The sequence below is a fragment of the Streptomyces sp. H27-C3 genome, from assembly GCF_030063415.1.
In the GTDB taxonomy this organism is placed as follows: domain Bacteria; phylum Actinomycetota; class Actinomycetes; order Streptomycetales; family Streptomycetaceae; genus Streptomyces.
This window is the reverse complement of sequence record NZ_JASITA010000011.1, coordinates 78,840-91,371: the sequence shown is the minus strand read 5'-3', so window position 1 is coordinate 91,371 and position 12,532 is coordinate 78,840. Positions and strand designations below refer to the sequence as shown.

Here is a 12,532-nt window from a genome sequence, read left to right as displayed (position 1 = left end):
GGAGCGGCTGACGGCCATCCCGTCGGTCGCGTTCCCGGGCTTTCCGCCGGAGCCCGTAGCGCAGGCGCACGATCTCCTCGTGGAGCTACTCCGCGACGCCGGGGTCACCCGCATCGACCGGCTCGACCTCCCGGCCCCCCCCCCCCGATCATCGTCGCCGAGGTGCCGCCGCCGGCCCCGGACGCCCCGATCGTCCTGCTCTACGGGCACTACGACGTCCAGCCGCCCGGCGACGAGGCCGTGCCCGACGCCGAGGTGCTGCTCCTCGGCGCCCAGGACAGCATGTGCAACCCGCATGCCCCGAACGAGCGGGTGCTCTTCTCCGAGCTGCGGTCCGCGGTCGTCGCGGAGGCGGCCTTTCTGCGTGAGTACCCGGAAGCCTTCCGGACGGGGGCGTCCTCGTGAGTACGGGCACCGACACGACGCCGGCGCCACCCGCGGCGCCGAAACGGGGGTTCACCTTCCCGAGCGCGCTGACGGTCCTGACCGTCGTCACGCTCGCGGTCTGGGCCTTGGTGGGGGTGGGAGACTTGGTCAAGGCCACGGATCCGGCCTCCGGGAACTGCGGGCCCGGCAGGTCACCGACACTTTCCAGCACGACACCGAGCGGCTGGTGGACGTCACCGTCGTCGGCGGTGGCTTGCTGACCAGCACTGCAGGTCACAAGTTCTATGTGATGGACCGTGGGTGGACCGTGGTCTCCGATCTGCGCCTGGGCGACCTGCTGCGCACCCCGGACGGCTCCGTCCGGGCGGTGACAGCCCTCCGCGACCGCGCTTCCACGGGTGCCGCCCTCGGGTCTTCGTCAACCACACAGCTCCTACGAAGCAGGAGAACGAATTATGGCGTAGCGGCGGCCGGCCTGTCCGGTGGCGGCGGGCAATCTGAGGTCACCGCACGCGAACCCTTGCCCGCTGCCCCCACCCATGGCATACAGGTCTGGACCATTAACTTCGTATGAAGGGTCCGGATGTGCAACGCCCCACCGTATGCGCCGTGTTGGCCTGTTCCGCCCTGCTTCTACTGGCCGCCTGCGCGCCCGAACCCGAGCGCGACACCGCCCGGCCCTCCACGCCGGACGAGGTGACCGTCCAGGCGGGCAGCGCCACTTCCGTGCATGTGATGTGGGACCGGGCCACCGACAACAAGGCCGTCACCGCGTACGTGGTGTACCAGGAGGGCGCCAAGGTCAAGACGCTGCCGGCCGCGCGGCACATGGTCGACATCGACCGGCTCGACCCGTCGACCGGGTACAGCTTCACCGTTCGCGCGCGCGACGCCGCGGGGAATCTCTCCGCGCCGAGCAGGCCCGTCCCGGTCACCACCCCGGCCCCCACACCGGAGGACCGCCAGGCGCCCGCTGTGCCCGTGAAGCTGCGGGGGCGGGTCGGCGGGCGCAGTGCGGTGAGCCTGTCCTGGGGGCGGGCCGCGGACGACATCGGCGTCACGTCGTACGACATCTACCAGGAGGACTCCCGGATTCACACGGTGCCCGGCTCCGCCGCCACGGCCCGCGTGACCGGGCTGCGGCCCGGCACCGTCTACACCTTCACGGTGCGGGCCCGCGACGCCGCCGAGAACTCCTCGAAGGACAGCAACACCCTTGACCTGACCACGGCTTCGGGTCCCGACGACGGCCCCTCCACCGCACCGACCGCCCTGCGCGCGACGGCCCGCACCGAGGCGGGTGAACGCGGCATCGACCTGGAGTGGGCGCCGCCCGGGGCCGGGGGCGAGATCCGCGAACACCAGCTGTACCTCAACGGAAAGCTCGTCACGACGATCGTCTGGGGCGCCGACCCGCCCAAGGGGAAAGCGACGTACCGCTTCACCGTGAACGAGCCCGTCGGTACGCGCTACAGCATCAAACTCCGCGCCAAACTGCCGGACGGGAAATGGGGCGACTTCTCGGCCCAGCGCACGGTCGTGATGGGCTGAGGCGCCCCTGAAGGTGCCCCCGAGACATCTCGGGGCGGCTCCCGCTTGACCTCAACCTCGGTCGATGTTCAATCGTGTCGGTACGTCGTCGGCCGTTGCCCGGCGTTCAGCACGCGAACATGACGAACGAGGAGGTCCGCGGTGACCGACGCTGGGACTGGGCCCGAGAGCAAGGATGTTGGCCGGTGGATCGGGGAGGGCGCACATCCCGTGTCCGTCCTCGATTCCCGGGCCTCCCTGGCCGAGGTGCGGCCGTTGGCTGCGATGGTGGGCGACGCCAGGATCGTCGCCCTCGGCGCCTCGACCCGGGCGAGCCGTGAGCTGTCCGTCGCCACCTCGGCCCGGCCCCTGGGCTGAGCGCTTGACTTCGACTCCGGGGTCAGGGGCCGGCTGTCAGGCCCAGCAGGCGCTGGTGCTCGTCCTCGGCCACCTGTTCGCCCGAGGACGGCAGGAGTTGGGGGATGCCGTCGACGATCGGGTAACGGCGGTGCAGCCGCGGGTTGTAGAGGGCGTCCTCCAGGGCGAGCAGGGTGAGCGGGCCCTTGTCCAGCGGGCAGGCGATGATCTTCAGCAGGGGGTCATCGGGGTTCATGTTCCAACTCCTTTGATTCGACGGCAGGTTGGGCGGTCAGGGTGAGCAGGACCGCGACGGCGAGCGTCGCGCCCGCCACCCGCAGGGCCAGCAGCAGCGGATCGTCGGGCAGGGACTCGCCGAAGGCGAGCGTGCCCAGGACCGCCGTGAACAGACAGGAGACCGTCGTGCACACCGGCACGATCAGCGACGCCCGGCAACGCTGGAGCGCCGACTGGGACAGCACCAGGCCCGTCGCGCCCGTGATCAGCAGCAGGTACGGGTACGGCGAGGTCAGCAGGTCCATCACGGCCCCGCCCGGGTCGTCGAGGGTGTCCGTGGTGAGGTGCGCGGAGACGCCCTTGATGGCGAGTGAGCTCACCCCGTAAACCAGGCCGACGGCGGCGCCGTACTCGACGCCCGAGGCCGGCGGCCGGTTCCGGTGGCGGCGGGCCGTGCGGCGCTCGGTGGAGACGTACAGCGAGTAGCCCGCGACCAGGGCGAGGCCGCTGATCAGCAGGATCAGCGGGGCGGGTGAACTGCGGCCGACGCTGTCCGCGTCCTGGCGCAGGGACGCGACGACCATCAGCAGGGCCGCCAGGATCGCCGCGATGGCGTACCGCTCGCGGCCCGAGGTCCGTTCGCCCAGGAAGACGGAGGACAGGAGCAGCAGCAGAACCAGGCCCGAGACGAAGATCGCCTGTGCGGCGGCCATCGGCAGGGTCCGGTACACGACGAGCTGCGCGGCGAATCCGCCGGCGAGCGACAGGGAACCCGCGATCCACAACGGGCTGCCGAGCAGCAGGCGGACCAGTCGCGCGGGGCTGCGCACGCTGAGCTCGGGGAGCTTGGCGAGCGCGCGCTTCTGGAGGACAAAGCCGGTGCTGTACAGGACGTTCGCGAGCAGTGCCGAGGCCACTCCCCACCACATCGGGCTCAGTCCCCGGCGCGACGGCGGGCATGCACCAGCAGGATGGAAGCCGCGCTCGGCGCCGCGCAGGCGAGCCGGTCGAATGGGCGCAGGGGGCGCGGTACGCCGTGAAAGGGCGCCCCTGCGATGCGTACGACGTCGAAGCCCGACGCCATCAGGAATTGGCGCAGCGCGCGGGCGGTGTACAGGCGCAGATGCCCCACCACCTCCCGGCCCGGCCGGCCGTGGATGGCGCGCAGGCTGACCTCGGAGAAGACCGGCTGGACCCCGGCGAGCAGCAGGACGCGGTTGTACCAGGCTGCGAGGTTGGGCGTCGACAGCATGAGGTGGCCGCCCGGGGCCAGCACGCGGCGGATCTCGTCGAGGGCGCTGTCGGGATCCACGAGGTGTTCGATGACCTCGCTGAAGAGGACCGCGTCTGCGGAGCCGTCCGGGAACGGCAGGCCCCCGTCGGTGAGTTCACCCCGTACTACGTGGTTGATACGGGCGGACGCGCGGCGCAGCGCGTCCTGCGACCAGTCGACGCCGATGACGCGGTGGCCGGAGATGAGCGGCGCCGCGGTGGCCGCAGCCGTGCCGTCGCCGCAGCCGATGTCGAGGACGGTGGCCGGGGGAGCGGGCGGGCCGAGGGCGGCGGCGAGCATTCGCGCCTGGCGCAGGCTGCGGGCGTCACCGGAGGCGACCGGGACGGTGGGGTCCTCGTAGAACTCGCGCAGACCCGAGGGTCGGGGGGACGCGCCGGGCAGGTCGGAAGGGAGTGTGCTGGTGCTCGTCATGATGGACCGCCTCCCTCTGAAGTGGCGTCGAGGTACTGCTCGAAGAGGTCGCGCAGCCGGTCGCCGTCGCCGGGGCCGAGGAGCGCGCCGGACCAGCGCAGGGCCAGGTGCAGCCGGCCGGCGGTGCTCGCCGTGGTCACCGTCAGCCCGCGCGGCATCCGCGCCGGCGCCGAGAACCAGACGGCCGTCGCGCGGCCGGTGCCCTCGCCGAAGTCCAGCGGGTACGGGACCCGGCCGATGTTGCTGAGCAGCGTGGTCGAGGTCCAGGGCGCGGCGGCCCGGCGCAGCCCGCGGGTGAGCGCCGATCGGAGCCCGACCGGCAGCACGGGCGCGGTGAGCAGGGCGGCGCCGTGGCCGAGCTGGGGGCGGGTGACGGCCTTGAGCGCGAGGGTGCGCTCCGCAGTGCGGCGCAACAGCTCAGGTACGTCCGGTTCTCCCGCCAACTCCGCTACCTGGAACGGGACTTCGACGAGCCGCGTCCCGTTGCCGATCGGCATGTCGAGCCCGCGGGTGCGGTCGTCGACGGGCATGGTGATCCGCATGGGGCGCGGCCGGCTGCCGCGCTCCTGGTTCCAGCGGGTGATCATGCGGGCGGTGGCGACCATCAGCTGGTCGTTGACGGTGTACGGAGCGCCCTTCGGCCTGCGAGGTACCGGCAGCTCGGCGATCAGTATCCCGTTTCCGGAGCCCCCGTCGGGCGTGCCGTGGGCGACCCGGGCGACCGGGGTGAAGCCGGTGCCGCCGCCGGGGCCGGGCGGCTCCGGTGCGCTCTCCGGCGCGGCGGCCCGTACCGGCGCGGTCGCGGGGGAGTTGTCGCGGCCGCCGTAGATGTCGGCGGCGGTGGCCAGGACGCGCAGACATGCGGGGCCGTCGAGGGCGGTGTGGTTGACGACCAGCAGCAGGACGCGGTCGATGACCTCCAGCCGGACCGGCGGGGAGAGCGCCAGCGGCGGCGCGACGGTCAGCGCCCGCTCGCGCGCCCGCGCCAGGACGTCGGGTCCTGGCTCCAGGAAGGTCACGACGTCCGTGTCGGGCTCGCGGGTGAGCTCCCACTCGTACCGCCGCCGGTACCAGGGCCCCGGCGCCTCCCGCATCAGGATGCGCGGATGGCGCCGCAGGGCCTCGGTGAACGCGGCCCGCAGCCGGTCGGGGTCCGGCCGCTGCGGCAGGTGCACCTCAATGTGTACGGTCTCGGGCTCGCGCGGCTCCAGGCAGTGCCGGGTGACCTCGTCGACGACGGTGAAGGGCACCCGCGGCGCCGGTCCCTCGTGCCGGGCGGGGTGCGGATGCTGCAAGGCAGTCACCTGTCGTTCTCCTCCGCGCTGTGGTCGCTGGAGCCCGCCGTGTCCGACGGACCCGGTTTCGGGGCCGGTCCTGGCGGTGGGGCGCCCGGACTGTCCGGACCGGTTCGTTTGTGGGAGCCGGGCTCGTCGCGGTGGCCGGGCGGTGGCCGGTCGACGGGTTCGGGGTCCGGGTCGACCTCTGGGCCCGCGTGGGGTGAAGTCCCCGGTGGGAGCGCGTTTTCCGGGCCCGGCGGGTCCGGTGTCCGGCTCGCGTTCCCGGTGCCGGAGGCCTGGCGCGGGCCGGGAATGGTCGGGGCCTCCGAGCGTGAGCCACCCGGGCCGGGGTACGAACCCCCGCCCGCCCGCGGGTCCGGCCCCGCGGCGGGGCTCGCGGCGGGCGCGCCGGGGCCCGGCCCCCACACCGAGGCGTCCGGGTCGGGGTCCCGGCGGCCCGGAACGGCCGGGGGCGGTGGCCCCCAGCCCGGGGCTCCCGGGTCGGTGCCCGAGCGCGGGGCTTCCAGATCGGCGCCCCAACCCGAAGCTGCCGGGGGCGGGTTGGCGCCCGGAGTTCCGGGGTCGTGATGCGTGCCCGGGGTGCCCGCGCCCCCGCTCTGGCCCGGCGGCGGGTACGGCCCCGCGCCCGGCGTCGCCGGGCCGGGGTACGTCCCCGAAGCGCCCGGGTCCGGCCCCGCGACCGGGGTGCCCATGGCCGGGGTCCGGCCCGTATCGCGGGAGCGCGTCGTGACCAGGGCCGCCACCAGCGCCGTCAGTGCCAGGAACTGCGCCGCCGGGCCGAACGCACCCGCGTCCGTGGATGGCGGTGCGCCCGCGTCCGCCGCCGCCGCGATGCCCGCCGCCGCCATCGCGACCAGCGCGATCGGGGGCAACAGCGTGTGCCGGAAGTGGGCGACCAGGGCCAGGGCCGGGACGAGCAGGGCCACCGGGCCCGCCACCACGATCAGGACCACCGTGAGCACCGCGACGCCGAGCACCGGGCCGGGCGCGGTCGGCGGGACCTGCTGCGCGGGGTCCGGGTTCTGGGCGCGGCGCCGGAACAGCGCCAGGCCCACCAGGACGGCGACGCCGATCGCGCCGCCGATCAGCCCGGCCTCGTACCACCGCGCGGGCTCGTACTCCAGGCGCACCGTGCCGCCCTCGCCCTCGGGGACCAGCCAGCCCTGCTGCCAGCCGTCGAGCCGCACCGACGGCAGCTCCTTGCCGTTCAGCGTCGCGTGCCAGCCGGAGTTCTCGTTCTCGTACAACTGGAGGTACGACGCCTGGCCCGCTACCACCCGCACGGTGCGCCGGTCACCGGCGCCGTCCGTGACGGTGAGACCGCGTGCTTCGGCCGCCGGAGCGGACGCGCTGCCCCGGATCAGCGTGATGTCGGTGATCGCGAGCGGACCTGTGTCGCCCGCCTCCACCCGGTGGGTGCCCGGGGAGAGTTCGGCCTGACCGTTGCGCTGCTCGCCCGCGCACAGTGCGACCTCGATCGGCCGACGCTCCGTCAGATCAGCCAGCCGGCCCTGCGCGCTCGTCGCGTGCAGCGTGCCGTCTATGGAGAGCACCGGGCCCTGCCCGCAGGGGAGTTCGAACTTCTCCTCCGGGTCGGGCTGCGGTACGCGGAACTCCTCAAGAGCGGGGACGTACACCTCGCTCAGCCCCACCGGAAGCTGCATCTCGCCGTCCGCGACCGGGTTGTGGATGGTCAGCGGCGCCGACCGCGAGATGGTGATGTCGAGCCGGTCGGTGTTGATCGGCTCGAAGCGGGCAAGACCGTTCTCGTCGACCGAGGCGGTCGCAGCCCCGTCCGGGGAGCTGATCTCCACCTGCTCGGGTCGGGTGGAAAGCCCGCCCGCCGCCGCGAAGACGATCTCGCCGACGGGCCGCTTGCCGGGCCAGCGCAGATGCAGCACGGCGCGGTCCCCGGCGATCCACGACGTCGTCAGGTCGCCGTCGACCAGGTTGCGCGGTGTCAGTGACGCACCGAGCTTGGCCGTCGAGTCGGCGGTCGCGGTGACCCGCCGCCGCTGCTCGGGTGCGATCCGGTACAGCAGCTCGTCGAGCGCGTCGCCGGGCACCGGCAGCGCGGTCGCCCGCAGTGCGTAGTCGCCGCCCGCCGTGGAGTTGAACTGCCGGTGCAGACCGACCTCGGCCGACGCCGGTGAGAGCCCGCCCGGGTCGCTGCCCCGGTGCAGCGAGAACACCTCGGAGCCGGTCGCCTCCGGCTCGCCCGCCGTGTCCTCGGGCAGCGAGAGCAGCCGGGTCACCTGCACCCCGGGAACGGACACCTCCGTGAAGCCCGCCCCGGTGAGACCTGGCCGCCCCTGCTGGGCGTCCACAATCGTGATCTTCAGCCAACTCGCCTCGCCCTCGGGCGCGGTGACCGTCTGTGGCATGCCGTTGGGCTGCAGCGGGCTGGTCTTCGAACCCCGGTCGGTCTCCACCTTTACGACGGTGGGCGCGGCCCGCACCCCGTCGCCGGGCAGCGGTGTCAGCCCGATCGACGAGGGCACCGACACCTTCTGCCGGAAGTCGACCCGCAGCCACTCGCCGGTCGGCGAAGCGGCGCTGCCCTCGGCCCACGCGGTGTCGGGGTTGCCGTCGAATGCGTTCACCGGGTCGTACTGCGGCAGATGGAACAGCCAGTTGCCGCTGCTCGACGCCGTCACCGACTCCGCGCCCCGCAGCGCCGCCGTGGTCTGGTGCCGCACCCCGTCGGTCGGCAGGATCTGCCGGGGCTGCGCGCCGGGGTCCTGCACGGCCCCCGGGGGATTGCGTTCCTTCGCGGTGTACGTGTACGACGTATTGGAGTTGACCAGGCCGAAGCGGGTGTCGGCGCGCCGCAGCCCGTCCCCGACCGCCCGCACCTCGGGGGCGCCGACGCCGGGGTGGCTGTCCCCGGTCAGCACCGCGGGGCGGCGGCGCATCGACGGGTCCGCGGACAGCCGCAGCAGCGCCTCGGGCCCACCGCTGACGACAGCCGTGTCCGCGGCCTCGCGCAGACCGGCCCGGCCGGGCCGCTCGGTCGCGGTGCTCGGCTGGTAGATCTCGACGGCCTGCTGGCGCGGATAGAGCCCCTCGATCTGCACCGGGGTGTCGTCGGGGATGCGCCCGCCGGTGAGCACCGGGCCGAAGCCGGTGATGCGGCGGTAGCCGGATGACTCCAGGGTGCGCTTCACGGTCTGCGGCGGTACGTACCCGATTTGGTCCGGGTCCAGGTCGTTGCGCACCACCACGTAGTAGAGCCCGGCCCGGCTCAAGTAGTCACTCAGGCCCGGCACTTCACTGCCCGAGACGAGTGCCTGCTCGACCGCGTCCATGGCCCGCCGGTTGCCCGGCGTTCCGAACGGCACATAGTCGCGCTGCGCCCAGCGCGAGTCCGCGAGGACGTCGAGCGGCTGGTCGATGGAGGAGCCCCAGGTGTACTGGCCGTGGGCGGTGGCGGGCACGACCAGGGCGCGGCTGTCGGGGGAGTACTTCTTCAGCCAGTCGGCCGTGGCCTCCCAGTGGCCGGGCAGCTTGCTGAACGAACCGGGCTGCAGAATGCTCCCGTTGAGGTACGGGAACGCCAGCCCCGGCAGCACCAGGATCGCCGCGACGAGCGGCAGGAAGCGGCGCCCGGGCAGCGGTCGCGCGCCGCGGCTCTCCGCGGCGACCGCGGTGATGTGCATCAGGCCGAGGACCAGGGCGAGCGCCAGGCCCGACTGGAACTTGTAGATGTTGCGGAAGGGGACCAGCCACCCGTTCAGCCACTCCTGCACCAAGGAGTGGAAAGGGCCGCCCAGCGACCCCGCGTACCCGGCCAGCGTCACGAGCACCACGCACAGCACGACCAGCAGCAGCCAGCGCCGCTCCGGCAGATCACGGCGGGCCAGGCCGGCCAGCCCCAGCGCGGCGGCGAACGCCGAGCCGAGTACCGCGAGTACGGCGGTGGCGACCGCCCAGCCCGCGGGCAGCCAGGCCTCACCGAAGTTCAGATACGCGACCCAGTTTCCCGCGCCGCGCAGCAGCTCGGTGGCGGACATGGTGGCCGTCGTGGTCTCGGCCTGCTCGACGTACGGCAAAAAATTCTCGCCGAAGATCCCCAGCATCAGCAGCGGCACGACCCACCAGGCCGTCGCAAGGACCATGCCGGGCAGCCACCACGCGAGCAGCAAGCGTCCGCGCGGTGTGTTCGCCCGGCTGAGCAGATACAGGCCGACGGGCAGCAGCGCGGCGAGGGTGGACGCGGCGTTCACCCCGCCCATGAACGGGATCAGCAGGGCGGAGCGCAGCGCGGCGATCCGGGCGCTGGTGCGCGGGTTGGTGAGCGGCAGCAGCACCCAGGGCAGCATCGCGCCGGGCAGCGCGGCGGCCGAGGTCGACCCGATGACGATGGTGTACGTCGGCCAGAGCGCGTAGGCGACCGCTCCGAGCAGCCTGGTGGGACCGGAGCCGATGTTCAGCCGCTCGGCCAGGCGCAGCGCGCCCCAGAACGCGGTGGCTACGATGAGGGAGATCCACAGCCGCTCGGCCAGCCAGACCGGCAGCTGGATCAGATCGGCCAGGGCGTGGAAAGGCAGCATCGGGAAGGCGTATCCGACGTACTGGTCGAAGATCCCGCCGAAGCCCGCCCGGTCGTGCCACAACTCCCCGAGGTCCGAGGCGAATTTGAACGGGTCGACGACGACACCCAGCTTGGTGTCGAAGGTCATCCGGCCCGGCGAGACCGCCAGCAGGGCGACCAGGACGGCCGCCCAGAACCCGAACAGCCAGCGCCGGGAGCGCGGGCCTTCGGACGGTCCCTGTGCGGGTGGGGCAGCGGGCACCGGTGCCTGAGGGGGTGCCTGCAGCGTGCTGGTCATGGACACCGCCGGAGGATGAGGAGGAGGTTCCAGGTGGCGAACTCGCGCAGCACCGGCACCTTGGGTATGAGCGCGGGCAGGCACGGCCAGTACCGGGCACGGGCCGTCACGACCTGGACGTCGGTGCGGGCGCGTACCTGCCGCAGGGTGGTGCCGATATGGATGGTGAAGAGGTTCTCGCCGACGGTGTGCTTGGCGGGGTGCCCGGTACGCCGCTGGTAGCGCCGCCGGGCCCGCTCGGCGCCCAGATAGTGCCAGGGCGCCCACTCGTGGCCGCCCCAGGGCGAGTACCAGTTGGTGAACGAGACGTAGATCAGCCCGCCGGGCGCGGTGACCCGAGCCATCTCGCTGAGGAAGGTCTGCGGGTCCTCCACGTGCTCCAGCACATTGGAGGCGAAGCTGATGTCGGCGACCCCGTCGGGGAGCGGCAGCAGATAGCCGTCGGCGACGACCGCGCCCTCGGGCTTGCGGCCGCCCGCGCTCAGCTCTTTCATGTCGGGCTCGAAGAGGAACCCCTGTGCGCCGCGCCGCCGGAACTCCTCGGTGAAGTGCCCGTTCCCGCCGCCGACATCGACGACGACCCGGCCGTCGAGCGGGGTGTACCGCTCCAGTTGGTCCGCCGCGTCACGGGCGAGCAGCGTGTAGCACCCTTCGGGATCGGACTGCTCTCGCATGAAGGCCCGGAAGAGGGTGACGGACCTGTGCAGGGAGGGGTCCTTCACCGGCTCACCCCCGCCGCGGTGCGGCGGCTCGTACGGTCGAGGCGGCCACTTCGGCCACACCCGCTGTCATGTCCGCCGTCACGCGCGCGGGATCGGTCGCACCCGCCGGCACACCGGTCGGCCCGGTCGCACCCGCCGCTTCGGCGGCCACCGCGCGGAACTGGTGCACCGTACTGCTCCACAGGTACCGCTCGGCCCGCACCGCCGCGGCGGCCCCCATCGCCTCACGCCGCTCCGCGCTGAGCGTGAGCGTGCACCACGCGGCGGCGAACGAGCTCTCGCCGCGGGCGAGCACACCGGTCACGCCGTCCTCGATGGAGTCCCGCAGGCCCGGTACGTCGAAGCCGATCGCCGGCGTGGACCGGGTGGCCGCCTCGGTGACGACCAGCCCCCACCCCTCGACCGCGGAAGGATGCAGCAAAAGCCAAGACGCGCACAGGAGTTGATGTTTCTCCGCCTCCGAAACCCGGCCCTTGAAGATCACATCGGGGCCCGCGAGCGCTTCGAGGCGCTGCCGCTCGGGCCCGTCCCCGACGATCACCAGCTTTCCGCCGGTGACCGGCCTCACCCGCTCCCACAGCCGCAGCAGCAGATCGATGCGCTTGTACTCGACGAGCCGTCCCATCGCCAGGAACAGCGGCTCGCCGGAGCGCGGCAGCCGGGTGCCCGGACTCTCGACCCCGTTGTGCACGACGCGGATCCGCTCGCGGTCCACCCCGAGCGCGCCGAGCGCACCGGCCGTCGACGCGGACACGGCCACCAGCAGATTGTTGCGCTGCGCGCCGGACAGCGCCCAGTGTTCGAGCCGGCGCCCGAGCCCGGCAGCGGGGCCCGGGAAACGCATGCCCCACAGCTCGGTGTGCACATGATTGACCAGGCACAGGGTGGGGCCGCGGTGCCAGAGCGGGGTGAGGTACGGCAGCCCGTTGCAGACCTCGACCAGCAGGTCGCAGCCGCCGATCTGCCGGGCGAAGGCGCTGGGCGCCTTGAGGAAGTGACCGAGGTCGCCGCCCGCGGAGACGACCCGGTAGCCCCGGTACGCCGCGGGCCCCCCGCACAACAGCGTCACCTGGTGCCCGAGGGCGGTGAGGCCGTCGGCGAGCCGGTCGACGAGGAGCTCGGAGCCGCCGGCCGCGGGGTTTCCGAGGTCACGGCGGGAGAGAAAGACGATCCGGCGTGGTTGTCGCAGTGGCTCCGGGCCCTGCTGAAGGCCCTGGGCTCTGTCGGGTTTCGCTTCGCGCAGAGTAGGGGGTACGTGCTGGGGCATGCGAGCTCCAACTCGTTTCGGGGTGCGGAACCGGGTGGGGGTGTACGGGACTGCCGAACTGCTACGGGGCTGTGAGCGGGAACCGTTCCTGGGCTTCTCTGGGGCTGTTCTCGGGGTCGACCTGAACCGGGGTGGGGCCGTGCTGGGGTGGGGAGGTCAGTTTTAGCCACACCGTTCGATGCGGCTACTCACCTCGG

Annotated in this window: 11 protein-coding genes; 4 read left to right on the top strand and 7 right to left on the bottom strand. The window is 73.0% G+C overall.

Annotated elements, in window-relative coordinates; all coding sequences use genetic code 11:
- The first annotated feature begins 162 nt into the window (after positions 1-162).
- The 4 genes from QMK30_RS13275 to QMK30_RS13260 all read left to right on the top strand — a co-directional run bounded on the left by QMK30_RS13275 (position 163) and on the right by QMK30_RS13260 (position 2,295).
- Positions 163-405, top strand: coding sequence for a hypothetical protein (locus QMK30_RS13275; protein WP_283517871.1), 243 nt, complete (start codon positions 163-165; stop codon positions 403-405).
- Positions 406-613: 208 nt separating this feature from the next.
- Positions 614-961 carry a hypothetical protein gene (locus QMK30_RS13270; protein ID WP_283517870.1) on the top strand — a complete coding sequence of 116 codons (348 nt, stop codon included), beginning with the start codon at positions 614-616 and terminating at the stop codon, positions 959-961.
- Positions 958-1,938: a fibronectin type III domain-containing protein gene (locus tag QMK30_RS13265; RefSeq protein WP_283517869.1), complete on the top strand. Its 981-nt coding sequence runs from the start codon at positions 958-960 to the stop codon at positions 1,936-1,938. The genes QMK30_RS13270 and QMK30_RS13265 overlap by 4 nt, the downstream gene beginning before the upstream one ends.
- A gap of 141 nt (positions 1,939-2,079) precedes the next feature.
- Positions 2,080-2,295, top strand: coding sequence for a hypothetical protein (locus QMK30_RS13260; RefSeq protein ID WP_283517868.1), 216 nt, complete (start codon positions 2,080-2,082; stop codon positions 2,293-2,295).
- A gap of 22 nt (positions 2,296-2,317) precedes the next feature.
- On the opposite strand, the gene QMK30_RS13255 is transcribed toward QMK30_RS13260, so the two are convergent.
- The 7 genes from QMK30_RS13255 to QMK30_RS13225 are packed head-to-tail and all read right to left on the bottom strand — an operon-like array spanning position 2,318 to position 12,335.
- Positions 2,318-2,530: a Trm112 family protein gene (locus QMK30_RS13255; protein WP_283517867.1), complete on the bottom strand. Its 213-nt coding sequence runs from the start codon at positions 2,528-2,530 to the stop codon at positions 2,318-2,320.
- Positions 2,517-3,428: a hypothetical protein gene (locus QMK30_RS13250; protein ID WP_283517866.1), complete on the bottom strand. Its 912-nt coding sequence runs from the start codon at positions 3,426-3,428 to the stop codon at positions 2,517-2,519. Before QMK30_RS13250 ends, QMK30_RS13255 begins: the two co-directional genes overlap by 14 nt.
- A gap of 17 nt (positions 3,429-3,445) precedes the next feature.
- Positions 3,446-4,216, bottom strand: a complete 771-nt coding sequence (locus tag QMK30_RS13245; RefSeq protein WP_283517864.1) for a class I SAM-dependent methyltransferase — start codon at positions 4,214-4,216, stop codon at positions 3,446-3,448.
- Positions 4,213-5,520: a condensation protein gene (locus tag QMK30_RS13240; protein WP_283517862.1), complete on the bottom strand. Its 1,308-nt coding sequence runs from the start codon at positions 5,518-5,520 to the stop codon at positions 4,213-4,215. The genes QMK30_RS13245 and QMK30_RS13240 overlap by 4 nt, the downstream gene beginning before the upstream one ends.
- Positions 5,517-10,346 (bottom strand): alpha-(1->3)-arabinofuranosyltransferase domain-containing protein, encoded by a 4,830-nt coding sequence (locus QMK30_RS13235; RefSeq protein ID WP_283517860.1) that lies wholly within the window; start codon positions 10,344-10,346, stop codon positions 5,517-5,519. The genes QMK30_RS13240 and QMK30_RS13235 overlap by 4 nt, the downstream gene beginning before the upstream one ends.
- Complete coding sequence (locus QMK30_RS13230) at positions 10,343-11,068, bottom strand: class I SAM-dependent methyltransferase (RefSeq protein WP_283517858.1); 726 nt, start codon at positions 11,066-11,068, stop codon at positions 10,343-10,345. The genes QMK30_RS13235 and QMK30_RS13230 overlap by 4 nt, the downstream gene beginning before the upstream one ends.
- Before the next feature lie 4 nt (positions 11,069-11,072).
- Positions 11,073-12,335: a glycosyltransferase family 4 protein gene (locus tag QMK30_RS13225; protein ID WP_283517857.1), complete on the bottom strand. Its 1,263-nt coding sequence runs from the start codon at positions 12,333-12,335 to the stop codon at positions 11,073-11,075.
- Between the last annotated feature and the right edge of the window lie 197 nt (positions 12,336-12,532).